The organism is Sphingobium sp. KCTC 72723 (assembly GCF_014280435.1).
Taxonomy (GTDB): domain Bacteria; phylum Pseudomonadota; class Alphaproteobacteria; order Sphingomonadales; family Sphingomonadaceae; genus Sphingobium.
Genome location: NZ_CP060388.1, coordinates 3,529,516 through 3,552,794, shown reverse-complemented (window position 1 = coordinate 3,552,794; position 23,279 = coordinate 3,529,516). Strand labels below are relative to the sequence as shown.

General features: G+C 63.0%; 22 protein-coding genes. 16 read left to right on the top strand and 6 right to left on the bottom strand.

Features of this window, described 5'->3' with window-relative positions; all coding sequences use genetic code 11:
* The first annotated feature begins 92 nt into the window (after nt 1-92).
* Nucleotides 93-1,139: a LacI family DNA-binding transcriptional regulator gene (locus SPBM01_RS17195; RefSeq protein WP_188062759.1), complete on the top strand. Its 1,047-nt coding sequence runs from the start codon at nt 93-95 to the stop codon at nt 1,137-1,139.
* On the opposite strand, the gene SPBM01_RS17190 is transcribed toward SPBM01_RS17195, so the two are convergent.
* On the bottom strand, nt 1,136-2,188 hold the full coding sequence (locus SPBM01_RS17190; RefSeq protein ID WP_188062758.1) for a hypothetical protein: 1,053 nt from the start codon (nt 2,186-2,188) through the stop codon (nt 1,136-1,138). The genes SPBM01_RS17195 and SPBM01_RS17190 overlap by 4 nt on opposite strands.
* Before the next feature lie 71 nt (nt 2,189-2,259).
* Nucleotides 2,260-2,556, bottom strand: a complete 297-nt coding sequence (locus SPBM01_RS17185; RefSeq protein ID WP_188062757.1) for a hypothetical protein — start codon at nt 2,554-2,556, stop codon at nt 2,260-2,262.
* Nucleotides 2,557-2,767: 211 nt separating this feature from the next.
* Here SPBM01_RS17185 and SPBM01_RS17180 point away from each other — a divergent pair, with 211 nt between their 5' ends.
* A complete protein-coding gene (locus tag SPBM01_RS17180; protein ID WP_188062756.1) occupies nt 2,768-4,666 on the top strand; it encodes a potassium transporter Kup in 1,899 nt (632 codons plus the stop codon).
* Between the two features lie 108 nt (nt 4,667-4,774).
* Nucleotides 4,775-5,071 carry a hypothetical protein gene (locus SPBM01_RS17175; RefSeq protein WP_188062755.1) on the top strand — a complete coding sequence of 99 codons (297 nt, stop codon included), beginning with the start codon at nt 4,775-4,777 and terminating at the stop codon, nt 5,069-5,071.
* 111 nt (nt 5,072-5,182) lie between these two features.
* On the opposite strand, the gene SPBM01_RS17170 is transcribed toward SPBM01_RS17175, so the two are convergent.
* Entirely contained in the window at nt 5,183-6,220 is a 1,038-nt protein-coding gene (locus SPBM01_RS17170) for an aromatic ring-hydroxylating dioxygenase subunit alpha (RefSeq protein WP_188062754.1), read from the bottom strand.
* A 75-nt stretch (nt 6,221-6,295) separates the two neighbouring features.
* On the bottom strand, nt 6,296-6,943 hold the full coding sequence (locus SPBM01_RS17165; protein ID WP_188062753.1) for a TetR/AcrR family transcriptional regulator C-terminal domain-containing protein: 648 nt from the start codon (nt 6,941-6,943) through the stop codon (nt 6,296-6,298).
* A 190-nt stretch (nt 6,944-7,133) separates the two neighbouring features.
* On the opposite strand from SPBM01_RS17165, the gene SPBM01_RS17160 reads away from it, so the two are divergent.
* The 5 genes from SPBM01_RS17160 to SPBM01_RS17140 are packed head-to-tail and all read left to right on the top strand — an operon-like array spanning nt 7,134 to nt 11,523.
* Entirely contained in the window at nt 7,134-8,354 is a 1,221-nt protein-coding gene (locus SPBM01_RS17160) for an MFS transporter (RefSeq protein ID WP_262504243.1), read from the top strand.
* A complete protein-coding gene (locus tag SPBM01_RS17155; RefSeq protein WP_188062752.1) occupies nt 8,347-9,060 on the top strand; it encodes an SDR family NAD(P)-dependent oxidoreductase in 714 nt (237 codons plus the stop codon). The genes SPBM01_RS17160 and SPBM01_RS17155 overlap by 8 nt, the downstream gene beginning before the upstream one ends.
* Before the next feature lie 19 nt (nt 9,061-9,079).
* Nucleotides 9,080-9,379: a putative quinol monooxygenase gene (locus SPBM01_RS17150; RefSeq protein WP_188062751.1), complete on the top strand. Its 300-nt coding sequence runs from the start codon at nt 9,080-9,082 to the stop codon at nt 9,377-9,379.
* A 45-nt stretch (nt 9,380-9,424) separates the two neighbouring features.
* Nucleotides 9,425-10,756: a histidinol dehydrogenase gene (gene hisD, locus SPBM01_RS17145; RefSeq protein ID WP_188062750.1), complete on the top strand. Its 1,332-nt coding sequence runs from the start codon at nt 9,425-9,427 to the stop codon at nt 10,754-10,756.
* On the top strand, nt 10,756-11,523 hold the full coding sequence (locus SPBM01_RS17140) for an SDR family NAD(P)-dependent oxidoreductase (protein ID WP_188062749.1): 768 nt from the start codon (nt 10,756-10,758) through the stop codon (nt 11,521-11,523). Before hisD ends, SPBM01_RS17140 begins: the two co-directional genes overlap by 1 nt.
* A gap of 42 nt (nt 11,524-11,565) precedes the next feature.
* Here SPBM01_RS17140 and SPBM01_RS17135 read toward each other — a convergent pair whose 3' ends face one another.
* A complete protein-coding gene (locus SPBM01_RS17135) occupies nt 11,566-12,768 on the bottom strand; it encodes an FAD-dependent monooxygenase (RefSeq protein WP_262504242.1) in 1,203 nt (400 codons plus the stop codon).
* A gap of 175 nt (nt 12,769-12,943) precedes the next feature.
* Between SPBM01_RS17135 and SPBM01_RS17130 the strand changes: the two genes are divergently transcribed.
* The 4 genes from SPBM01_RS17130 (at nt 12,944) to SPBM01_RS17115 (ending at nt 18,847) form a co-directional block, all read left to right on the top strand.
* Entirely contained in the window at nt 12,944-15,406 is a 2,463-nt protein-coding gene (locus SPBM01_RS17130) for a TonB-dependent receptor (protein ID WP_188062748.1), read from the top strand.
* 74 nt (nt 15,407-15,480) lie between these two features.
* Nucleotides 15,481-16,869, top strand: a complete 1,389-nt coding sequence (locus SPBM01_RS17125; RefSeq protein ID WP_188062747.1) for a sulfatase — start codon at nt 15,481-15,483, stop codon at nt 16,867-16,869.
* 4 nt (nt 16,870-16,873) lie between these two features.
* Nucleotides 16,874-17,803, top strand: coding sequence for an NAD-dependent epimerase/dehydratase family protein (locus SPBM01_RS17120; protein WP_188062746.1), 930 nt, complete (start codon nt 16,874-16,876; stop codon nt 17,801-17,803).
* A 15-nt stretch (nt 17,804-17,818) separates the two neighbouring features.
* Entirely contained in the window at nt 17,819-18,847 is a 1,029-nt protein-coding gene (locus tag SPBM01_RS17115; RefSeq protein ID WP_188062745.1) for a LysR family transcriptional regulator, read from the top strand.
* On the opposite strand, the gene SPBM01_RS17110 is transcribed toward SPBM01_RS17115, so the two are convergent.
* Entirely contained in the window at nt 18,844-19,284 is a 441-nt protein-coding gene (locus SPBM01_RS17110; protein WP_223177725.1) for a winged helix-turn-helix transcriptional regulator, read from the bottom strand. The genes SPBM01_RS17115 and SPBM01_RS17110 overlap by 4 nt on opposite strands.
* Before the next feature lie 97 nt (nt 19,285-19,381).
* Between SPBM01_RS17110 and SPBM01_RS17105 the strand changes: the two genes are divergently transcribed.
* The 4 genes from SPBM01_RS17105 (at nt 19,382) to SPBM01_RS17090 (ending at nt 23,255) form a co-directional block, all read left to right on the top strand.
* Nucleotides 19,382-20,188, top strand: coding sequence for an SDR family NAD(P)-dependent oxidoreductase (locus SPBM01_RS17105; protein ID WP_188062744.1), 807 nt, complete (start codon nt 19,382-19,384; stop codon nt 20,186-20,188).
* A complete protein-coding gene (locus SPBM01_RS17100) occupies nt 20,188-21,777 on the top strand; it encodes a phytoene desaturase family protein (protein WP_188062743.1) in 1,590 nt (529 codons plus the stop codon). Before SPBM01_RS17105 ends, SPBM01_RS17100 begins: the two co-directional genes overlap by 1 nt.
* Complete coding sequence (locus tag SPBM01_RS17095; RefSeq protein ID WP_188062742.1) at nt 21,774-22,004, top strand: hypothetical protein; 231 nt, start codon at nt 21,774-21,776, stop codon at nt 22,002-22,004. Before SPBM01_RS17100 ends, SPBM01_RS17095 begins: the two co-directional genes overlap by 4 nt.
* A gap of 180 nt (nt 22,005-22,184) precedes the next feature.
* Complete coding sequence (locus SPBM01_RS17090) at nt 22,185-23,255, top strand: VOC family protein (protein ID WP_188062741.1); 1,071 nt, start codon at nt 22,185-22,187, stop codon at nt 23,253-23,255.
* The last annotated feature ends 24 nt before the right edge of the window (nt 23,256-23,279 follow it).

Sequence of the window (23,279 nt, the reverse complement as noted above, 5' to 3'; positions counted from 1 at the left end):
GGTGTTATGCAAGCGCTTTCAGAAAGCGCTTGCATGTTCTTTTTCATGCGCCATGCTTCTGCTAGGCCTACAGCCGTGAAAGTGTTTCATCCATGACCCGTGCCGATGCGCCGCCCCGGCCAAACAAGGCGCGGAATGCCGGTAGTGGTCGTCCGACGTTGGAAAATGTCGCGCGCAAGGCGGGCGTGTCGTCGGCTACGGTGTCGCGCTATCTGAACAATCCCGCCATCGTCGCGGAAGATACTGCGCGGCGCATACGCCAGGCGGTGGATGAAACGGGCTATGTTCCCAATCTGCTGGCCGGTGGGCTGGCTTCCAACCGCAGCCGGTTGGTGGCCGTGATCGTGCCGAGCGTGTCGCTGTCGATCTTCAACGATACGATCGACGCGATTGTCGAGGCGCTGTCGGTGGCAGGCTATACCGCGATGCTGGGCCTGTCGGGGGAAAATGACTCGCGGCTGGCGACCGTGGTCGACGCGGCGATTGCGCGGCGGCCCGACGGCATCATCATTACCGCGTCGGGGACAGCGCCGATCCGGCACCGGCTGGAACAATCGGGCATCACCATCATCGAGACATGGGATTTGCCCGACGTTCCGCTCGACATCGCGGTCGGCTTTTCCCATCGCGCCGTGGGACGCGCGATCGGCGAATTTGCCTGCGCCCATGGCTATCGCAATCCGCTGGTCATCTCGGCCGATGGCCAGCGCGCGCGCAGTCGCTATGACGGTATCGTCGAAGCGCTGGCGGGGCATGGCGTGGCCGCGCCGCCGGTCGATTATCTGGGCGGCACCACCCGCTTTGGCGAAGGGCGGCGCCGTTTTGCCCATGCGATGGATAGCGGGATGCAGCCGGATCTGATCATTTGCAGTTCCGACTGGCTGGCGCAGGGCGTGATCGTCGAAGCATTGAGCAGGGGCATTCATATTCCGCAGGATATGGGCATTATCGGCTTTGGCGACCTGGCCTTCGCAGCAGAAATGGAGCCGCCCATCACCACGGTGCGTATTCCCGGCGACAGTATCGGCAACCGGGCCGTCGAAGCGCTGGTGCGCCGTGCGGCGGGGGAGGATGTGGACGCCGTGGTCGATGTCGGGTTCGAACTTGTGACGCGCGGCACGACCCGCGCCGATATTTAGCGGACCGGCGGAACGCCAGCGTCCGGATCGACAGCCAGAATGTGCGCCGCGCCCGCATCGCGCTGTTTCAGACGCGGACCGACCGACAACAGGATGATCGCAACGATCAGCAGCCCTGCCCCCGCCAGTTCCGCGCCGGTCGGCATCGGCGTGCCGATCGTCGCGCCCAAAATGGCAGCGGCAACCAGCCCGGCCAATATGCTCGCCGACCGTTCGAGCGGGACGCAATAGCTGTTCTCATGCTTGGACAGCAGGATCATCGCGGAAAAGATCGACACGAGGAAGGCAGTGAAGCCGATCATCGCGATATAGCCCAGCTGGTCGCTGCCCCAGACGGTGACGAAGCCCCAGCGCAGTTGATCGCCCTGCGCGCCAAGGCCCAGCCATGACATGGCGGCCAGCGCCAGCACGGCCAGCGGCAGCGCGACGATCTTTTCCTCGACGAAATAACGCCGCGCCGATCCTTCGATTTCGTCCTTGGCGGTGCGGGTCATGACCGCCAGCCGAATGAAATAGCCCAGCGTATAGAGCAGGATGGTAGCGATCGCGATCGGCGGCAGGTTCAACCCGCCACGCTGGCTGATCGTCAGGGTCAGGCCGACGCCGCACAGGAGCAGCGCGGCCCAGCTATACCAGCGCACCTTGCGCCCGTTGATCAGGTCGACCAGCGGCGCGATGATGAGCAGGTCGCCACGCATCAGCAATTGAATGAACGGTATGCTGACCCCCACGAAGGTGAAGGACAGCGGCACTGTGAACAGGACCAGCGACGTGCCGATGCCCGACAATATCGTCCAGCGGGTGGGGCAAGGCAGGCTGAACCTGCCCACCTTCACCTGATGCGCGTCGCGCCACCAGCCGCTCAGCCAGATGAAGGCATAGGTCATCAGCGCCGACAGGATGATCGTGGATGGCAGCAGTTCCAGCCCGGTCAGCGGGCGGCCCAGGTCGGCATTGGCCCTGGTCGCCAGCCATTTCGTCAGCGCGATGTTGGGAATATATGTCAGGGCGTAGATCAGCGTAAGCTGCTCAAGGGAGGCGCGCTTCATATATCGACCTTCTGCCGGGGGATTGCGATTTGCACGGCCTAGCAAATTGCAGCGATATTATGCAAGCGCTTTCATTGCTCCGGGCGCCGCGTTGCCGGATCGGCCTTTGGCGGGTTGCTGGTCCAGCGCGCGGAAAGTGCAACTGGCTCCCAGAGGCCCGCGCCCAGACATGCGAGCGCGGCACCCGCGCTGGCGCTGGCGCATAACAGCGCCGCCAGCAAAAAGGCGGTCGGGTCTGCGTCCTGCCCTGCATTTTGGTGGACAAGGCTATTGAGCAGCGTGGCTTCCGCGCCGGCCGATAGCAGCAGGGCCAGCCCGGCAAGGCGCAGCCCGATCTTTGCAAAAGTTTTTTCATGCCAATGGGTCATGACAGCACCTCTCAGGGAGGCGCTTTATCTACGCACCACGGCATAGGGTTTCGAGAGCGGAAAATACTCCTATCCGTTGGAATTGCATAGGATTGTGAAGATTATAGCCCCCAATCATATGCCGATCATATGCGCGGGCCGAAAAGCCCCTATGGTAATCAAATGCCGACCCGTGCGATGGCCGGGACAGGATTGAAGAGTATATGCACCGATGACAGATGATGTGAGCGATGCTTCAGGCGAGGGATTTGGCGCGCACGGGAAACTGCCGGTTCTGGCGCTGGGCGCACTGGGCGTCGTCTTTGGCGATATCGGAACGTCGCCCCTCTATGCGCTGAAGGAAAGTTTCGTCGGGCACCATCCGCTGGCCGTGGACGGCGACCATATCTTTGGCGTGCTTTCGCTGATTTTCTGGACGATGACTTTGATCGTCACGCTCAAATATGTCTTCATCGTCATGCGTGCGGACAATCAGGGCGAAGGCGGCAGCATGGCGTTGCTCGCGCTGATCTCGCAAAAGCTGGGCGAAACACGGTGGACACCGGCGGTCGCGATGCTGGGCGTTCTTGCGACTGCGCTTTTCTACGGCGATGCCATCATTACGCCTGCCATATCGGTTCTGTCGGCGGTAGAGGGTCTGACGGTGGTCAATGCTGCCTTTGCGCCCTTTGTCCTGCCGATCGCCATTGCCATCCTGATCGGCCTTTTCCTGATCCAGAAACATGGAACGGCGCGGGTTGGCGCTTTGTTCGGACCTGTGATGGTGGTCTATTTTCTGGTGCTGGCGGCGCTGGGTATCGCCAATCTCCTGCGGCATCCCGATATCGTCGGAATCATCAATCCATTGTGGGCGCTCAATTTCTTCCTGATCGACCCCAAGCTGGCCTTCCTCGCTCTGGGTTCGGTCGTGCTGGCGGTGACGGGGGCCGAAGCGCTCTATGCTGATATGGGCCATTTCGGCCGGAAGGCGATCAGCATTTCCTGGCTCTATGCCGCCTTCCCCTGCCTGTTGCTCAACTATATGGGGCAGGGCGCGCTGCTCCTCGACAATCCGGCTGCCGCCGAAAATCCCTTCTTTCTGCTCGCGCCGGAATGGGCGCGGCTGCCGCTGGTCATTCTGGCGACGATGGCAACGATCATTGCCAGTCAGGCTGTCATATCGGGTGCCTTTTCCGTGACGCAGCAGGCCGTGCAACTGGGTTTCCTGCCGCGCCTGCGCATCACGCATACCAGCGCATCGGCGGCGGGCCAGATTTACGTCCCGCTGGTCAACTGGTCGCTGCTCGTCCTTGTGCTGCTGCTGGTCCTGGGGTTCCGTTCGTCCAGCAATCTGGCCGCCGCTTATGGCATAGCGGTTACCGGGACGATGGTGATCACGGCCTGCATGATGGGCGTCCTGACGTTCAGCGTGTGGCGCTGGAACCCCTGGCTCGCCGGGCTGGCGACCGGCACCTTCCTGTTGATCGACGGCGCATATTTCGCGTCCAACGCGACCAAGATACCCGATGGTGGCTGGTTTCCGCTATTGGTTGCGGCCGTCGCTTTCATTGCGCTGACGACATGGTCCACCGGGCGCAAGATCATGCACCATTATCTGATGGAAGGTGCGATGGAGTTGGAACTGTTCATCACATCGGTCACCCAATCGTTGAAACGTGTCCCCGGAACCGCCATTTTCCTGTCGTCGCGGGTTGAAGGCGTACCGCCAGCGATGTTGCACAATGTGAAGCACAACAAGGTTCTGCACGAACGGAACATCGTGTTGACCGTGCAAACCGAACGTATTCCCCACCTGCCACATAGCGGCAGGGCGCAAGTGACGGATTTCGGGCATGACTTCTACCGCGTTCTGCTGCGTCACGGTTACATGGAAGAAGTCGACATTCCTGCTGCCATGAAGGCCGTGGACGGGTGCGGGGGTGCCATCAATGTCAGCGACACAAGCTATTTTCTCAGCCGTCAGACCCTGATCGCGTCGGCAAGGCCGGGCATGGCCATTTGGCGGGAGAAACTCTTCGCCTGGATGATGCGCAATGCGGAAACGCCGATGGAATTTTTCAACCTTCCCACCAACCGCGTGGTCGAACTGGGATCGCAGGTTGAAATCTGATGGACCCTGTCGTCGCTGGTGATCCGGCCGCGTGCCGCACCGTTAATATGGGCATGGACCCAAGTTGGCAGCAAGCCGTTATACTCGCTCCCTATCAGGAGAGAAATTATGAAGCGTGCATCCACTTTGGCAGCGGTCATCGGTTTAAGTCTGGCACTGGCCGCATGTGGTGGCAAGGGTGACGACAAGCTGGGCGAACAGGCGCAGGAAGCCGCCGAGAACAAAGCGGACAAGATGGACGCGATGGCCGACAATATGAGCGGCACCGCCGAAGATTTGATGCAGGCCAAGGCGGACGCCACGCGGGAAGCGGGCGATGCGCGCGAGGAAGCGATCGACGATGCCGACGTGAATGCGGCTGCGCTGACCCCTGCCGAACGGGCAAAAGTCATCAACGGTAATTGACTCCCGGCTATGCTGCCCACCGCGTGAATCGGTGCGCCAGCAAAGGACGGCCCGCCGGGCGAAAGCTGTTGCTCCTTGTTGCAGCTTTCGCCCGGCGGGCGCACGGAACCATCATGCGCTTTTGGCGCCGACCTCCGCATCTATGCGGGCGTAGAGCAGGTTTCGCGCCCTGGCGCCCGCTGCATCCCCCGGCAGCCAGCCCAGTTTCATCTGCCGAAAATCGCGATTTCCGATATTGGCCTGCTGATCCTCCAGCATGGGCAGGTCTTCCAGTTCGAACGGTGCGCGCAGGAAGTCGACCTGTTCCTGTGCCATCTGCTCCCCGACCGCGCCCATGCTTTTGGGAAAGGCGATTGCATACCAGTAGTGCGAGCTGCGGCTCGTTTCCGGGGTAAACAGGTGCGCGGTCGGCGTTTCGCGCCCTTCATCCCTGGGCCGGCCGGTGGCCACCGCACCGGCAAAGATCGCCATGTTGGCCGGCGCATTCCACCGCACGTAGACCCAGCGATCCGCCAGCGTTCCCGGCACCAGTCCCATGGCCGATGCCAGTTGCGGCGTCATCATTTCGTCTTTGATGTCGCGGTTCGACCATATCGTTTCGCCCTCCTGCTTCCAGGCATAATGACCATCGGAAACCTTGTCGCTGCCCAGCGTGGTGGGGTGCAGGAACTGGACGTGGCTCAGGTCGAGGATATTCTCTATTTCCAGCTCATAGCCTGCCTTGACGGTCAGATAGCCTTTGCCGACCCACGCGGTTGCCGGGTCGTTAAAGCCGAAATCGGGGATCAGGGCCGCATCGGCGCGCTCCGCCTCTCCCATCCAGATCCAGATCGCGCTGTGGCGCTCCACTATCGGGTAAGCGCGCAAAGCCATATTCTTGAGCGGCGCGCCGAAAGGATTGTGGACGCAAGCGCCATCCGCGCCAAAGCCCAGCCCATGATAGCCACACTGGATCATGCCATCGACGAGCGTGCCGCGCGCCAGGGGAGCATAGCGATGCGGACAGACGCCATGCAGCGCCTTTACGGCGCCCGCTTCGTCGCGGAAAAACAGGATCGGCTTGTCCAGCAACCGGCGCGATAACAGGCCGCCCTGTGGCACTTCATCATCCCACCCCGCGACATACCAGGCATTTTCTAAATAGGCCATGTCACTCTCCTCATGTTATGTACCAACGGTACACTTAATGAGAACGGTGAGTCAATCGACGGATCAGGTGGGATGTTATCGCCCCATGACTCCGGTCAGAAACAGGCGTGCGGTTGCATTGGCCTGACGCGCGATCGCGGCTTCATCGGGTTGCGGGATCAAGCCCAGCAGTCGTCGTTCATACAGGTCGCTGCGGATCATATGAGTCAGCCGTCCGGCACTGTCTGCCAGGTCGATGTCGGCACGGATGCCTCGCCCGACCCATTGTGACAGGAAAGTGGCGACTTCATCGACCACGACCAGATGCGCTTCATGATAGAAGCTGTCCGCCAGTCCTTCGGCAGTGTCCGCCGAAGCGATCACGCTGCGATAGACCGCCAGCGAATCCGGCCGCAGGTAGAAAGCGAGCAAGCCGGACAAGAGCGCCGTAAGGGCAGGTTCCAACGCGCTATCGGCCCTCGTGTCCAGGGTCAGTCCCGCCATCGCCTCACGCGCCGTCAGCGCCATGGCCGCTGCAAACAGCCCGGCCTTGTTGCCGAAATATTTGACGACCGTCGCTTTCGACCCGCCGGCCAGCCGGATGATGTCGTTCAGGCTGGCATTTTGGATACCGTGCATGGCCACCTGTTCGCGGGCATGATGGATCAGCGCCGCCTTGCGCGCATCGGCGGCGCGGTGCTTGCCATTGGTCGGCTGGGGGTGGGTCGGATCGTCGGCGGCCATGGCCCGACCTTTGCCGCGAACCCGGTGCGTTGCAAGCGCGCGCGTGACCGGCGCAGTTCCATGGATAGATTGATTTGATCCTTTCGGTTTGACCTTGGCACCCCGCCGCCTGATCCTGTGGCCCAGAAAAGATGGCGAATGGGAGAGACTATGCGCGCATGCACCAGATTGCGGGAGGGCCATTAGCGGCATGTTACGCCAATCCACCTCCGCTCCGATGCCCGGCACCCTGACCGGGGTCGCATTGCTGTTGCCGATCACACTCTCGACGATGGCGATCGTTCTGCTCGCGCCCATTCTGCCGCAGCTGCTGCACACCTATCGCGCGGTGCCGGGCTATGAATTCTGGGTGCCGATGATCCTGACGATCCCGGCGCTGTGCGTGGCTTTCCTGTCGCCCATTGCGGGCATGTTGGGGGATTATTTCGGCCGCCGTCGGCTGCTGCTTGCCGCCTTCCTGCTTTATGCGCTGGTCGGCGTCGCGCCGGTTTTCCTGACCAGCCTGCCCGCCATCCTGGCCTCGCGCGTGGGTGTCGGCATCGCCGAAGCGCTGATCATGGTGCTGTCGACCACGCTGATCGGCGATTATTTCACGGGCGCGGCGCGCGACAAATGGCTGGCGGGACAGACCGCCTTTGCCTCCATGTCGGCGCTTCTCTTCTTCAATCTGGGCGGTCAGTTGGGTGCCTTTGGCTGGCGGACGCCTTTTTGGGTCTATGCTTCCGCGCTGCTGATGTTCGCGCTTGTCCTGCGCCATACCTGGGAACCGAAGGCGGGTCGCCCTGTTACGGGGGAGGCGACGCCCACGCTCGGCTGGTCGGGCTTTCCCTGGCGACCTATGCTGATCATTCTGGCGATAACCGTCTATGGCTCCATCTTCTTCTACACCGTACAGATTCAGGCGTCGTCGGGACTGGTCCAGCTTGGCCTGACCGATCCGGCCCGTATCGGTCTGCTCACCTCGATCGCCAGCATCGGCGTGCCGCTCGGCACTTTTGTCTATTCGCGCATCGGGCGCTGGCCGGTGCGGCGTCTTCTGCTGGTCGAATTTACCATGCTGGCGGCGGGTTTCGCCACTATGGGCATGGCGCATGGGCCGACCGCGTTCCTGACCGGCTGTTTCATCAATCAGCTTGGCGCGGGGCTACTGTTGCCGACGCTGCTGGTCTGGTCGATGAGCCTGTTGTCGTTCGACATACGCGGGCGCGGCGCGGGCCTTTGGCAAAGCGCCTTTGCCTTTGGCCAGTTCCTCAGCCCTGTGATTGTCACTCTGCTGGCGCGGCAGGCGGGCGGGCTGATGGGCGCCTTTGCGTTGTTGTCGGTCGGCGCGCTGCTGGGCGCGGGCGTGGCGCTGATCGCGCCGTTCCGCCGTGGCGTCCAGCCGACCGAAGGCGCGATTGCTCATGGCTGATCGGTTGCAGGGCAAGGTTGCGGTGGTCACTGGTGCGGGCAATGGCATTGGTGAGGGCTGCGCCCGGCTGTTCGCAGCGGAGGGTGCGCAGGTCATCGGCATCGACCGGGCGGGCGCGGACGAATGCTGCGATCTGCTGGACGAAGGGGCGACCGGCGCGCTGTTCCAGCGGATCGGCGATCGCCATGGCCACATCGACATTCTCGTCAACGCGGCCGCCTTTGCGGTTTTCGACTGGATCGAAACCCTGTCCTATGCCGACTGGAAGGCTACGCTCAGCGGCGAACTGGACATCGTCTTCCTCGCTACCCGCGCCGCCTGGCCCTGGCTGAAGGCAAGCGGCAGCGCATCTATCATCAACTTCGCGTCCGCCAACGCCCGCCACGCACTGGAAGGTTCGCCCGCGCTGGCCCATTGTGCGGGCAAGGGCGGAGTGATGGCGATGACGCGCCAGCTCGCGATGGAGGGCGCCCCGCATAATATCCGCGCCAACAGCATCGCGCCGGGCTTTATCAAAACGCAGGCCACAGCGCGTCATCTGGCTGCCGACCCGGCCTTTGCGGCACAAGTGTTGCGCAAGAATATGCTGCAACGGCTGGGCGAGCCGGACGATATCGGCTGGTGCGCGGTCTGGCTGGCATCGGATGAAGCGCGCTATGTCACCGGGGCGGATATCCCGGTGGATGCCGGGGCGACCGCCTGGTGATCAAAAAGGAAAAGACACGATGATTCAGGAAATTGCGCGGCTTAGCATTGATCCAGCCGATGCTGCGGCGTTCGAGGCAGCGGTGGCGCAAGCCGTGCCGCATTTTCACAGTGCGCCGGGATGCCGCAGCTTTGCGCTGGAACGATCCGTCGATCGGCCGGGCCATTATATGCTGGTAGTCGGATGGGACAGTGTGGACGCGCATATGGTCGATTTTCGCGGTTCCGACGGTTTTCAGGCGTGGCGCGCGCTGGTCGGTCCCTTTTTCAAAAGCGCACCGGATGTCGATCATGTCGAACCGGCGGTTCAGGGTTTCTAAAAATGATGTGGGTCGGAACCGGCCCCTTTGGCAAAGGATGACATAATGGCCCATTATCTCAAGCGCGGCGCGACCGCGCAGGCAAAGGCGGATGCCGATCGCAAGGTGCGCGATATCGTCGAAGCGACGCTGGCCGATATCGACGCGCGGGGCGACGCCGCCGTACGCGACCTGTCGATCAAGTTCGATGGCTGGGACCGTGACGATTATCGCCTGAGCCAGAGCGAAATCGACGCCTGCGTCGACAGCCTGTCGCCGCAGGAGCGCAAGGACATTGAATTTGCGCAGACACAGGTGCGCAACTTCGCGCAGATCCAGCGGGCCAGCATGACCGATGTCGAGGTCGAAACCATGCCCGGCGTGATTTTGGGACACAAAAACCTGCCGATGAATGCGGCGGGTTGCTACGTGCCGGGCGGCAAATATCCGCTGCTCGCCTCCGCCCATATGTCGGTCATCACCGCCAAGGTTGCGGGCGTGCCGCGCGTCATCACCTGCGCGCCGCCGTTTCAGGGTCAGCCCGCCCGCGCGATCGTCGCGGCGCAGGCGATGGCGGGGGCGGATGCCATCTATGCGCTGGGCGGTATTCAGGCGGTCGGCGCGATGGCGCTCGGCACCCAGAGCATCGATCCGGTCGACATGCTGGTCGGCCCCGGCAACGCCTTCGTTGCGGAAGCCAAGCGGCAGCTTTATGGCCGGGTCGGCATCGACCTGTTCGCCGGGCCGACCGAAACGCTGGTCATCGCCGACGAAATTGGCTGCGACGCGGAACTGGCGGCAACCGATCTGTTGGGGCAGGCCGAACATGGGCCGGACAGCCCCGCGGTGCTGCTCACCACGTCGGAAAAGCTCGCGCGCGAAACGATGCGCGAAATCGAGCGGTTGCTGTTGATCCTGCCCACCGCCGATTATGCGCGGCAGGCGTGGGAGACGTTCGGCGAAGTGATCGTGGCGGAAGATGAGGCCGAAATGGTGCGGATCGCCGATGATCTGGCGTCCGAACATGTTCAGGTAATGACCGCCAACCCCGATTATTTCCTGCAAAACATGACCAATTATGGCGCACTGTTCCTGGGCGCGCGCACCAACGTGTCGTTCGGTGACAAGGTGATCGGCACCAATCACACCCTGCCGACCAAAAAGTCGGCGCGCTATACCGGCGGGCTTTGGGTCGGTAAATTCATCAAGACCTGCACCTATCAGAAGGTGATGACCGACGAAGCGTCGGCGCTGGTCGGCGAATATTGCAGCCGACTATGTGCGCTGGAAGGCTTTGCAGGTCATGGCGAGCAGGCCAATATCCGCGTGCGTCGCTATGGCGGGCGCGACGTCCCTTATGCGGGCATGGCGCAGCCGACGCCTGCGACGGCCGCCTGATGGACGCGCTGCCGACAACGCCCAGCTTCCGGCTGGATGGCAGGCGCGCGCTGGTGACGGGGGCGGGGCGGGGCATCGGCCTCGCCTGCGCCGCCGCGCTGGGTCAGGCGGGCGCGCATGTCACGCTGGCTGCGCGCAGCGACCCGGAAATCGAGGCGGGCGCGGTGGCGATCCGCGCGGCAGGGGGGCAGGCGGATACGCTGCGCATGGACGTCAATGATGTGGCGGCCACCGCCACCGCGCTGGATGGCGTCGCCCCGTTCGACATCCTGCTCAACAATGCCGGGACCAATCGGCCCAAACCCTTTACCGATGTGTCGGAGGAGGATTATGACGCGGTGCTGGGCCTCAACCTGCGCGCTGCCTTCTTCGTGGGCCAATCGGTCGCGCGGCGTATGATCGACGCGGGCGTGCGCGGTTCGATCATCCATATGGGGTCGCAGATGGGCCATGTCGGCGGTCCGCGCCGCACGCTCTATTGCGCGTCAAAATGGGGGCTGGAGGGGCTGAGCAAAGCGATGGCGCTGGATCTGGCCGCCCACGGCATCCGATCCAACACCATCGCGCCGACCTTCATCGAAACGCCCCTGACCCGCCCCTTTTTCGAGGATAAGGCGTTCCTCGCCAGCGTGCTGGACAAGATCAAGCTGGGGCGGCTTGGCACGGTCGAGGATCTGATGGGGGTGGTCGTGTTCCTGGCGTCGGACGCCAGCGCGCTGATGACCGGCACCAGCCTGATCGTCGATGGCGGCTGGACGGCGGAATAAAAACGGCCCGGCGGTCATCCCGCCGGGCCGTTTTTCCCGTCCTCAATAAGCATCCGCCAGCCGATGCAACCCCGCGCCCAGCGCGCCGCCGACGACTTCGGGCGGTTCGCCCGCCAACTGCATCCGGCCCACGGCAATGCTGGTTTCCACCACATGGCGGCACCGGTCGAAACGCCGCGCCTGATAGGCGGCGAGGCCCGTGGCGATACTGTCTGCCCGATCCAGCTCCTCCGCCAGCACCAGCGCGCTTTCGACTGCCATGCCCGCGCCCGACGCCATGTGCGGCGTGGTCGCGTGGACGGCATCGCCCAGCAGCACGATATGCCCGCTATGCCATGGACCGGGCTGTAACGCGGCGGCGAGTGGCCGATAGTTGATCCAGTCGTCCCGCGTCATATTGTCCCGTACCCAGGCGATATTGCCGCCGAAATCGGCCATATTCTCCTGCAACCGCGCGAACAGTTCCGCATCGGTGAAATGGACTTCGCGATGTTCGTGCGGGGTCAGCATCCACAGATAGACCATGTCCGCCGCGCAGCGGTTAATCCCTGCGGGATAGCGATGCCCCAGATAGATTTCGCCGCTTTCCAGCGTCGGCGGCCGCTTCATCGACACGCGCCAGCATCCCTGACCCGTCGGCTGCGCTTCGCCCATATGGGGGAAGGCCATGCGCCGGACGGTGGAATAGATGCTGTCGGCGCCCACGACCAGGTCGAAATCGCCGGTCGTGCCGTCCGTGAAGGTCACGTCGACGCCATCGTCCCGATTGGCCAGCGCGCTGACCGATAGGCCCAGCCGAATGTCGACATCCAGCGCGTTGACCCGCGCCTGCATGATCCGGTGCAGCTTGGGCCGCATGATCCCGCCGGTCGCAGGCAGCCCTTCTTCCAGCGCCGGTTCGTCCAGCTGTTGCAGGCGCAGCCCGTCATAGCGGAAAATCGTCGATCCCTTGGCGATCGCGCCCTGTTCCTTGATCGCGTCGAGCAGGCCAAGGTGGCGATAGGCGCGCAGCGTCGGCCCGGTGATGGTTATGCCCGCGCCATAGACGCGCCATTCCGGGTCGATGTCGATCAGCGTCACCGTGCCGCCCCGTTCGGCCATTCGGATCGCGGCGGCCATTCCGCCGATGCCCCCGCCGACGATCAATATGCGCTTGCCCGAAATCATGATGCCCTGCCTCTCCCGACCTGTTCTTGGCGCTTGTGCTATCGGCGGGGCGGCGGTGGCGACAATGCTTTGGCTCAATATCTCCTATCGGATGCTTGGATAGATGGGGCAGGCGCGGCATAGCCTTTCTCAACGCCTGTCGTTGCGCTGTCATCCATGGGCGCAGATAGGTGCCATCCAGAAAATCAATGCGACATCCACCCCCTCCAGCGATCAGAACCCGACAAAATCAAAACCAATCAGGGAGAGGGAAATGCGTAAGATATTGCTGGCCACTACGGCCATTACCGGATTTGTCGCCATGGTGCCGGGGGCGGCTATGGCCCAGATACCCCAACAGGCAGCAGATCAGGCCGCTCAGGGATCGGCCGGGATCGACGAAATCGTCGTCACGGCGCAGCGCAAGGCGGAAAGCGCCCAGAAGGCCGCGATCGCGATTGACGCCGTGACCGGCGGCGACCTGCTGCAACAGGGTATCAACAAGGCGGAGGATATCACCAAGAGGGTCCCCGCGATAACCATCACCAATGGCGGCGGGTCCAACACGTCGATCTTCATTCGTGGCGTCGGCAACATCACGTCGAGCAGCTATAACGACCCTGCCGTCACCCCCAGCTATGACGGCGTCGTGCTGGGCCGGGCGGCGGGTGCCTTCGGTTCCGCCTTCTACGATCTGGCCCGTGTCGAGGTGCTGAAAGGGCCACAGGGCATCCTTTACGGTCGCAACGCCACTGGCGGCGCAGTCAACATCATTCCGGCCCGCCCGGAACTGGGCAAGACCGGCGGCGGCTTCAACGGATCGTTCGGCAATTATGACGCAGTCAAAGTCGATGGCTATCTGAACCTGGCAACCAGCGACAACAGCGCCCTGCGCATCGCCGCCACGCGGCAGGTGCATGATGGCTATAATCGCGACGGCAGCGACGACCTGAAGCGCAGCGGACTGCGCGGGCAATTTCTGATCGAACCGAGCGATGACATCTCGCTGCGCATCGGCGCGGACTGGACCAAGGTCGGCGGCGTCGGGCCGGGCGGCAGCTATATCGGCGCCTATACGCCGGGACCGACCGGCTACAGCTTTACGCCCACCACCTTGGATTCGTCCGAAGGGTTCAATACGGCGGCGGCCAACGCCTATCGCCGGACGCTGATCGGCGCGCCGGGCTTTGGCTTCCTCAACGCGATGAACCAGCAGCAGTCGGTCGATTACACCTATTGGGGCGTGAACGCGGAACTGAACTGGAAAACCGACATCGGCACCTTCACGCTGGTGCCTGCCTATCGCAAATCGAACGGCGACAGCTTCTTTTACGGCCCCGCTTTCAACACGGCCTATAGTGCGGAAAAGGACACGCAATATAGTCTGGAAGCGCGCCTGGCCGGGGCGGCCGGCATGGTCGATTATGTCGTCGGCGGCTTCTACTTCAATGAAAAGATCGATGCGCAGAATGAATATAATCAGGAATTTGTCCTGCCGATCCAATCCTATACCCACAAGACGAAAAGCTGGGCAGCGTTCGGCCAGCTGACTGCCAATCTCAGCGATCGCTTCCGTCTGGTCGGTGGCGCCCGCTATACCCGCGACAAGAAGGCGATGGATGGCATCATCAACAATTTCATCACCTTCTGCGGTGGCCTGCCGCCAGCCAATATCACGCCGCCCGCCTCCTTCGCGGCCGGTTGCGCCGCGCCCGGCGCGCTGCCGCGCTATCCCAATTTCCTGACGACGGGCGATACGGTCAACTGGCTGGCGACGAACGGCTGGATCGCGGCGGGCAGCACTGATCAGGCCAATCCCCAGGTCTTTTCCCTGCTCAACGGCAAGGGGACGATCCTGAAAACCTACAATCCCGTGGTCGACAGCGGCACCTATTCGCGCGTCACGTGGAAGGCGTCGGCGGAATTTGACGTCAGCCCGGCGAACCTGCTCTATGCGACGGTCGAAACCGGCTATCGCGCGGGCGGCTTCCAGGTGGCTGAGGGCAAGTCGAGCTACGACCCCGAATTTATCACTGCCTATACGGTCGGCTCGAAGAACCGCTTCTTCAACAACAAGGTGCAATTGAACGTCGAGGGTTTCTACTGGAAATATAAGGACCAGCAGATCACCTATTTCACCGTCGACACCAGCGGCACGCTCATCAATTCGAACGAAAATGCGGGAAAATCGACAATAAAGGGCTTCGACGTCGACGCCATCGTCAAGGCGACGTCCACGACCACGCTGAACGCGAAAGTGCAATATCTCAAGGCCCGCTATGACGATCTGCACCTCTACACCGCATCGCCGCGCGACAATATCGCCTGCCCCTTCACCCTGACCGGGGCGGCCGCAGGCGGCGCGCCGGTCAAGGATTTCAACTGTTCGGGCAAGCCCTTGCTCTATTCGCCCAAATGGACCGTCAATCTGGGCGCGGAACAGGTGGTGCCGCTCGGCCGCTCGCTCGAACTGGTCGGCAATGTCGCCACCGCCTGGCGCGCCAGCCAGTGGGGCGCGTTCGAATATCTCGATTTCGAAAATATCCGTGGCTATTGGCAGACCGACCTTAACCTGACCCTGCGCGCAGCCGACGGCGGCTGGTCGCTGGGCGCGTTCCTCTACAATCTGGAAAACAAGCGTCGCATCGCCACGCCGCAACGCTCGCCGATCGGTATGGCGATCGCCCGCTACACTGCGCCGCAAACCTATGGCGTGCGCTTTTCGGCCAATTTCTGACCGGGACTGACATAGACGCTAAAGAGGGCAGGGCCGCTGGTCCTGCTCTCAACCATGTGGAGGGAAAGAGGCACATGCAGGTGGACAGACGATCTTTCATCGGCGGTGTCGGCGCGCTCGGCGCGTTGGCCGCCAGCGGGGAAGGGGCCGCTGCCCCGGCGGGCAAAGGCCGCCCCAACATCCTCTTCATCATGGCCGACGATCTGGGCTATGCCGACCTGTCCTGCACCGGGTCGCACCATATCCGCACGCCTGCGATCGACAGCATCGGCGCGCAGGGTGTCCAGTTGCGCCAGGGCTATGCCAACAGCGCCATCTGTTCGCCCACCCGCACCGCGCTGCTGACCGGCTGTTACCAATATCGCTTCCCGATCGGCATGGAGGAACCGCTGGGTCCGGGCGCACCCGCCGGGATCGGCGTGCCGGCGGACCGCCCGACCATCGCGTCGGTCCTGCGGGCGCAGGGTTATCGCACCAAGCTGGTCGGCAAATGGCATCTGGGTGAGCCGCCCAGACATAGCCCGCTGCGCCATGGCTATGACGAATTTTTCGGCATCATCGAAGGGGCCGCCGACTATTTTCGTCATCATATGGTGATGGGGAACAAGGATGTCGGAGTTGGCCTGGCCGAAGGTGATACGCCGATCGAACGCAACGGCTATCTCACCGACCTGTTCGGCGACGAAGCGGTCAAAACCATCGAAGCGCCCGACGACACGCCCTTCTTCCTCAGCCTCCATTTCAACGCGCCGCACTGGCCATGGGAAGGGCGCGAGGACGCCGCTATCGCCCCCACGCTGGGCGCGTCCTTCCATTATAATGGCGGCAGCCTGGCCAAATATAAGGAAATGGTCGAGGCGATGGACCAGAATGTCGCCAAATTGCTCGCCGCGCTGGAACGCAGCGGCAAGGCCGCCAATACGATCGTCATCTTCACCAGCGACAATGGCGGCGAGCGCTTTTCCGAAACCTGGCCCTTTACCGGGGTGAAGGGGGAATTGCTGGAAGGCGGCATCCGGGTGCCGTTGCTGGTACGCTGGCCGGGACATATCGCGCCCGGCTCCACTTCCGATCAGGTCATGATCTCAATGGATTTCCTGCCGACTTTGCTGGCGATGGCGGGCGGCGACGTAAAGAAGGCCGGGACGTTCGACGGCATCGACTTGTCGGCGCAACTCACTGGCAAGGTCGCCCCGTTTGATCGCACCCTCTATTGGCGGTTCAGGGCGAACGGACAGGCGGCGTTGCGGCAGGGTGACTGGAAATATCTGATGCTGGGCGGCAAGGAGCATCTGTTCAACCTGGCGCAGGACGAACGCGAACGCGCCGATCGCGCGCCTGACGATCCCGCCCGGTTGAAAGCGATGCGGCTGCAATGGGACAGCTGGAATGCGCAGATGCTGGCCTATCCGCTCGGCAGCTATAGCGAAGATGTGCGCGACCATTATTCAGACAGGTATTGAACCCATGACGATCATCGTAACGGGCGCGGGCGGTTTCGTCGGGCGGCAACTGGTGCAGCGCCTGCTCGATGCAGGCGAAAATGTCGTCGGCATGGATGCGATGGCGGGCGGTATCCCGGCTGGCGCGCGGGCGGTGATCGGCGACATCGCGTCCGCGGCTGTCCGGGCCGACGCTTTAGCCGACGGCTGCGATGCCCTCGTCCACCTGGCCACCGTGCCGGGCGGTGCAGCCGAAACGGACCCCGCCGCATCGCGCCGGATCAATATCGACGCGATGTACGACCTGCTGGACGCGGCGAAGGCAGCGGGCAATTGCCCCCGCATCGTCTATGCCAGTTCGATCGCGGTGTTCGGCGATCCGCTTCCGGCTGCGGGCGTGGATGACGCCACCCCGCTTGCCCCCCGCATGGTCTATGGCGGGCATAAGGCGATGATGGAAATCGCTGTCGCTATGATGCACCATCGCGGCGAAATCGACGGGATCAGCGTCCGCCTGCCCGGCATCCTCGCCCGGCCCAAGGGACCGTCGGGGATGAAATCGGCCTTCATGAGCGACCTGTTCCACGCCCTGCGTGCGGGGCAACCTTTCGTCTGCCCGGTATCGCAGGGCGCGACCATCTGGGCGCAATCGGTCGCGCGCTGTGCCGATAATCTGGTCCACGCGCTGACGGTGGATGCGGCGCTGATGCCCGCCACACGTGTCGTCACTCTACCGGCGCAGCGCATCGCCATGGGCGACCTGGCCGCTGAGATTGCGCGCCAGTGCGGCACATCGGCCGATCTTGTCAGCTATCGTCCCGACGCCGGGCTGGAGGCGGCATTCGGCGCGCATCCCCCGCTCGCCACGCCTGCCGCCGCCCGTGCGGGCTTTGCCCATGATGGCGATGCTGCTACGCTGGTCGCCAACGCATTGTCGGTGATAGCGGCGGGGTGAAACGGGAGAGATATTATGCGCTTCGACAGGCTCGACCTCAATCTGCTGGTGGCACTCGACGCGCTGCTCAGCGAACGCAGCGTCAGCCTGGCGGCGGATCGCATCTGCCTGTCGCAATCGGCCACATCCTCCGCGCTGGGGCGGCTGCGCGATTATTTCGCCGACGACCTGCTGGTGCAAAAGGGGCGGCAGATGGTGCTGACCGCCCGCGCCGAAGGACTAGTGGAGCCGGTCCGCGCCGTGCTGGACCAGATACGCACCACCATCGCCGTGCCGCCGCCCTTCGATCCGGCGACCTGCGACCGCTCCATTCGGCTGATGGCGTCGGATTATATCACCGAAGTGCTGCTGACGACGGCGCTGACCGACGTCAACCAGATGGCCCCCAACATGCGGTTCGAGGTTCAGCCGCTGACCGAAGTGCTGCTGGAATCGCTGGAACGTGGCTTTGTCGACCTGCTCATCACCATCGATTATGCGATTTCCGCCGATCATCCGAGCCAGATATTGTTCGAGGATGACTATGTCGTCGTCGGCTGGAACGGCAATCCCGCCATGGCCGGGCCGATGACGAAGGAACTCTATTTCGAACTCGGCCATGTCACCGCCCGCTTCGGTCGCGGGCGTGTTTCGGCGTTCGAGGACTGGTTCGTGCGGCGGCAAAAGCGCCAGCGCCGGATCGAGATCGTCGCCCCCAGCTTCCTGTCGCTGCCCGGCCTCGTCATCGGCTCCAACCGCATCGCCACCATGCACCGGCGGCTGGCGAACAAGCTGGCCGCCTATCTGCCGCTAACCCTGCGCGAAGTGCCGCTGGACATGCCGCCGATCCGCGAAGCGATCCAGTGGCATATCAGCAGCAATAATGATCCCGCGATCCGCTGGCTGGTCGAACGCATCGTCGCCAGCGCACAGGCGCCGGTCGATGCCACCGCCGACGGCCGGGTCGTTTCGCTCGACCTGCTCCGCCCGAAGGACGAAACCCACGAAGCCCTGTCCGCCCAGTTCCAGAGCGACACCGCCGCAGCGGGGCGAAGCGCCGGTTAATCCTCCATCGCATCGAACGCGGCGCGCGCCGCCTCGATCCGGGCGCCGCTGGCCTGCACCCAGCCCAACAGCCCCCGCGCTTCGCCGACCAGTTCGCCCCCCAGATCGGTCAGCGCATAACCCACCCTGGGCGGCACATCCCCGCTCACCGAGCGCGCGACCAGCCCGTTGCGCTCCAGCAGACGCAGCTTGAGCGTCAGCACCCGCTGCGAAATACTGCCCTCCGCGCTCAGCCGGTCGAGCAATCGCCGCAATTCGGCGTGACGGAATGGCCCGATCCCCAGTAACAGCAGGATCAGCATCGACCAGCGATCGCCCAGCAGCCCGAACAGCGTGCGAATGGGCGCATCGCGCGCCGCGCCATGCACCGCCATCTCGCCTGCCAGCGCGTTCAGCCCGGCCCGGCGACCGGCGTCGAAATCGGCAAAATCCGTCATGCTTTCCACAAAATCGAAGGCACAAAAAAGTGCCGTCTTCTCCCCTCTGCCGCCCACCTTATGATGCCCTGCGACAAGAGCAAGAGAGGAGAGGGCGATGCAGGCCGATGCGATCCGACTGGACGGCAAGGTAGCGATCATCACGGGCGGCGCGGGGGGTATCGGCGCGGCGACCGCGCAACTGATGGCGGCGCGTGGCGCGCGCGTGGCGATCGCCGACATTGCCTTCGACGTGGCACAGGCGCTGGCCGCGACCCTGCCCGATGCGCTGGCCGTCGCGCTCGATCTGGAAAGCGAAGTCTCCACGCAGGCGATGATCGCCGCCACCATCGCCCATTTCGGTCGGCTCGATATTCTCCACAATAATGCCGCCCTGCTCGGTCCCGACATTGCGCAGCAGGATGGCGATATCGAACATATGGGCATGGCGCTGTGGGACCGCACCTATGCCGTCAACGTGCGCGGCACCATGGTCGCCTGCCGCGCCGCTCTGCCCCATCTGCGCGCCACGCGCGGTAATATCGTCAACACCGTCAGCAATCTGGCGCTGCAAGGCCATATGATCCAGGCGGCCTATAGCTCGTCCAAGGCGGCGATCATCCAGATGACCCGGTCCATCGCCGCCAGCCATGGTCCCGATGGCATACGCTGCAACGCGGTCGCGCCCGGCATGACGATGACGCCCGCGCTGCGCGCTGCCTTTCCGCCACCCCTGCGCGCAGCGGTGGAGGCCGAAACCCTGCGCGACCAGCTTGGCGACCCGGACGACATCGCGCAGGTCGCTGCCTTCCTCGCGTCCGACGCCGCCCGCAACATCACCGGGCAACTGATCGTCGCCGATGGCGGCTGCGCGTCGCACGTCCCCGGCATCGCCCAATTCCGCGCCTTCTTTGGAGAGCATTAATGAGCAATTACGACATCGTCGTCATGGGTGCGGGCCATAATGGCCTGACCGCCGCCGCCTATATGGCCAAGGCGGGCAAGAAGGTGCTGGTCCTCGAACGCAAACCCCATTTCGGCGGCGGCGTGTCGACCCGCGAACTCATCGCGCCGGGTTACTGGCATGACGAACATAGCAACGTCCATATTATGATCCAGGGCAACCCGATGATCCGCGAGGACGAGTTGGGCCTGATCGGCAAATTCGGCCTCGACTATATCTATCCCGAATTGCCCCATGTCAGCATCTGGGACGATGGCACCGTCATGCGGTCTTGGAAGGATCTCGACCGCACCTGTCAGGAAATCTCCCAATATAGCCCGCGCGATGCCGACGCCTATCGCCGCTTCGTTCGCATCAGCCAGAGCGTGCTGCCGATGTTCATGGGCGGCCTTTACGCGCCGCCCTTCCCGATGGGTGCTTTCGTCGCGATGATGGACCAGTCGGAGGAGGGGCGCTTCCTGCTCGACGTGATGCAGCGGTCCGCGCTCGATGTGGTGAACCAATATTTCGAAAGCGACCGGCTGAAAATCCATATCGTCCGCCTCGTCACCGAAAATCTCCAGATGCCCGACGAACTGGGGACGGGCATGGGCGCTCTGCTGATGCCTGGCATCATTCATACCTATGGCGTGTCGATGCCCAAAGGCGGATCGGGCGAACTGAGCAAGGCGCTGGTCCGCGCGATCGAACATATGGGCGGCGAAGTGCGCTGCAATGCGGAGGTGAAGCGAGTCATCGTCTCGTCGGGCAAGGCGACGGGCTTGGAACTGACCGACGGCGAAACCATCATGGCGAAGGATGGCGTCATCGGCGCGATCCATCCCCATGTGCTGCGCAAATTCGTCAGCGAAACCCCCGAACCCGTACTGCAACGCGCGGAACGGGTCACGCCCTCCACCTTCTCGATCAACCTGTTGCACATGGCCTTGAAAGAAAAGGCGAAATTGCGCTGGGCCGAAGCCGAGGGCGGGGTGATGACCGAATTGCTCCAGACCCATACGATGCGCGACATGCTGCTGGACTACGACCATTTGCGCCGGGGCGTGGTGCCACCCCGTCGCCTGATCGCGGGCGGCGATAACACGTCAAACGACCCCAGCCGCGCGCCAGCCGGTGGTGGCATATTCTACGGCGTCACCTTCGCCCCCTATGATCTGCACGAAGGCGGCCCGGCGGCATGGGACCGGATGAAGGAAGAAATCGCGGAAGAAAGCCTGCGCCAATATCGCCTTTTCTACTCCAATCTGGACGAGGATAATATCATTGGATCGCTGGTCCGCTCGCCCCTCGATCATGAACGCGACAGCCCGGCCAGTTTCGTCAAGGGCGACATTCATGGCTGCGCGCCCTTCATGTATCAGACTGTCGGCCACCGCCCGACGCCTGATCTGGGCCATTTCCGTGTGCCGGGGATCGACAGCCTCTATCTCGTCGGCCCCTTCATGCATCCGGGCGGCGGCGTCTTCGGCGCAGGCCGCGCCACCGCGATCCAGATGATGGACGATATGGGCATTGATTATGACAAGGTCTGCGCAGGAGCCGTGCAATGACGAACAGCAAACCGCCGGTCATGAAAATCCTCGATGCGCAGGACAAGGAACTGATGACCGTTCGCAAGATCGCGCGGGAAGGCAATGCGCTCATCATCCGGTGCAAGATATTCGGCGCGATGCCGATGGTCGCCAAACTCACCCCGGCAGAGGCGCGCGCGGCGCTCAAACTGCTGGACTGGCGCACGATCCTGTTCCTGCTGACGATCCTGTTCCGCCGTGGGTAGCGCAACTTAAAATCACCCCTCCCCTTCAAGGTAGGGGCCGGGGGTAGGGGCGGGCCTCGCGCGCTGCTTTTTTGTCGATAGCCCCCACCTATCCGCCCCACCGATAGCAGCGTCCCATGAAATGCGTTTCCACGCCGTCCCCCGCGCCGCCATGATGATGCCCAGGATGAGGAGTTATGCATGAGCATTTTGGGCGTTGAGAGCGCGATTTTCGGGGTTGCCGATCTGGCGGAACATACGCGGTTCTGGACCGATTTCGGCCTGCCGCTGGAGCAAGCGGACGAGCATGAAACCATCTTTCGCCTTGCCTCCGGTTCGCGCGTCACTCTCTACCGCCATGGCGACGCGCGCCTGCCCTCGCCCGATCCTTTCCCCGGCGATGGGCTGAAGGAAACCGTATGGGGCGTGGACAGCGCCGACGCGCTAGACCAGATTGCCACCAGCCTCGCTACCCAAGTCCCCGTCCGCCGCGACGATGACGGCACTGTCCACTGCCTTTGCCCCGATGGCCAGCCCATCGCCCTGCGCGTCTGGGCCAAACGCCCGGTGGTCAGTCAAGCCAGCCCGGTCAACACGCCGGGCCACTATCCCCGCTTCAACCAGCACCGCATCTGGCGGCGCAGGGCGATCCCCAAGACGATCAACCATGTCGTCTTCTTCTCGCCCGACTATGTCGGCAGCTTCGAATTTTACGAACGACATATGGGCTTTCGCTATGTCGATCATAGCAAGGGGACGGGCATCTTTTCCCGCGCCGACGGCACGTTCGAACATCATGCGATCTTCTGGGTCAATTGCGACCTGCCGATCGCGCCGGACCATTTCAAATTCATGCACATCGCCTTTGGCATGGACGATATCGACGAAGTCATGCTCGGCGCGAATATCATGGAGGCAAAGGGCTGGAAGAACCAGACGATGAACAGCTCCGGCGGCATCTCGCGCCATCGCATCTCATCGGCCATCTATTATTATTGCGATATGCCCGGCAAAGCGGGCGAGGCGGAATATCATGCCGACACCGATTATCTGGACGACAATTGGGTGCCGCGCGCCTGGGACTTCCGCTTTGGTTCGCTGCTCTGGTCCAACAACGCCCCCCCCATTTTCCGGGGCGACAATATCCCCTGGGACATGGCTTTCGACGCCGACCGCGCCAGCTTCGAACCGTTCCGCAAGACCGGCCCCGGCAAGCTGCCCGTGACGGGCAGACTGGCGGATATTACGCAAGCGGACGAACATGCAATATGATAGCAAAAACAGCCACTTGTGCGA

What these genes read in the sequence shown, in the direction of transcription:
- SPBM01_RS17195 (WP_188062759.1), top strand. Translation starts at nt 93, where the DNA reads ATGACCCGTGCCGATGCGCCGCCCCGGCCAAACAAGGCGCGGAATGCC.
- SPBM01_RS17190 (WP_188062758.1), bottom strand. Translation starts at nt 2,188, where the DNA reads ATGAAGCGCGCCTCCCTTGAGCAGCTTACGCTGATCTACGCCCTGACA.
- SPBM01_RS17185 (WP_188062757.1), bottom strand. Translation starts at nt 2,556, where the DNA reads ATGACCCATTGGCATGAAAAAACTTTTGCAAAGATCGGGCTGCGCCTT.
- SPBM01_RS17180 (WP_188062756.1), top strand. Translation starts at nt 2,768, where the DNA reads ATGACAGATGATGTGAGCGATGCTTCAGGCGAGGGATTTGGCGCGCAC.
- SPBM01_RS17175 (WP_188062755.1), top strand. Translation starts at nt 4,775, where the DNA reads ATGAAGCGTGCATCCACTTTGGCAGCGGTCATCGGTTTAAGTCTGGCA.
- SPBM01_RS17170 (WP_188062754.1), bottom strand. Translation starts at nt 6,220, where the DNA reads ATGGCCTATTTAGAAAATGCCTGGTATGTCGCGGGGTGGGATGATGAA.
- SPBM01_RS17165 (WP_188062753.1), bottom strand. Translation starts at nt 6,943, where the DNA reads ATGGCCGCCGACGATCCGACCCACCCCCAGCCGACCAATGGCAAGCAC.
- SPBM01_RS17160 (WP_262504243.1), top strand. Translation starts at nt 7,134, where the DNA reads ATGTTACGCCAATCCACCTCCGCTCCGATGCCCGGCACCCTGACCGGG.
- SPBM01_RS17155 (WP_188062752.1), top strand. Translation starts at nt 8,347, where the DNA reads ATGGCTGATCGGTTGCAGGGCAAGGTTGCGGTGGTCACTGGTGCGGGC.
- SPBM01_RS17150 (WP_188062751.1), top strand. Translation starts at nt 9,080, where the DNA reads ATGATTCAGGAAATTGCGCGGCTTAGCATTGATCCAGCCGATGCTGCG.
- hisD (WP_188062750.1), top strand. Translation starts at nt 9,425, where the DNA reads ATGGCCCATTATCTCAAGCGCGGCGCGACCGCGCAGGCAAAGGCGGAT.
- SPBM01_RS17140 (WP_188062749.1), top strand. Translation starts at nt 10,756, where the DNA reads ATGGACGCGCTGCCGACAACGCCCAGCTTCCGGCTGGATGGCAGGCGC.
- SPBM01_RS17130 (WP_188062748.1), top strand. Translation starts at nt 12,944, where the DNA reads ATGCGTAAGATATTGCTGGCCACTACGGCCATTACCGGATTTGTCGCC.
- SPBM01_RS17125 (WP_188062747.1), top strand. Translation starts at nt 15,481, where the DNA reads ATGCAGGTGGACAGACGATCTTTCATCGGCGGTGTCGGCGCGCTCGGC.
- SPBM01_RS17120 (WP_188062746.1), top strand. Translation starts at nt 16,874, where the DNA reads ATGACGATCATCGTAACGGGCGCGGGCGGTTTCGTCGGGCGGCAACTG.
- SPBM01_RS17115 (WP_188062745.1), top strand. Translation starts at nt 17,819, where the DNA reads ATGCGCTTCGACAGGCTCGACCTCAATCTGCTGGTGGCACTCGACGCG.
- SPBM01_RS17110 (WP_223177725.1), bottom strand. Translation starts at nt 19,284, where the DNA reads ATGACGGATTTTGCCGATTTCGACGCCGGTCGCCGGGCCGGGCTGAAC.
- SPBM01_RS17105 (WP_188062744.1), top strand. Translation starts at nt 19,382, where the DNA reads ATGCAGGCCGATGCGATCCGACTGGACGGCAAGGTAGCGATCATCACG.
- SPBM01_RS17100 (WP_188062743.1), top strand. Translation starts at nt 20,188, where the DNA reads ATGAGCAATTACGACATCGTCGTCATGGGTGCGGGCCATAATGGCCTG.
- SPBM01_RS17095 (WP_188062742.1), top strand. Translation starts at nt 21,774, where the DNA reads ATGACGAACAGCAAACCGCCGGTCATGAAAATCCTCGATGCGCAGGAC.
- SPBM01_RS17090 (WP_188062741.1), top strand. Translation starts at nt 22,185, where the DNA reads ATGAGCATTTTGGGCGTTGAGAGCGCGATTTTCGGGGTTGCCGATCTG.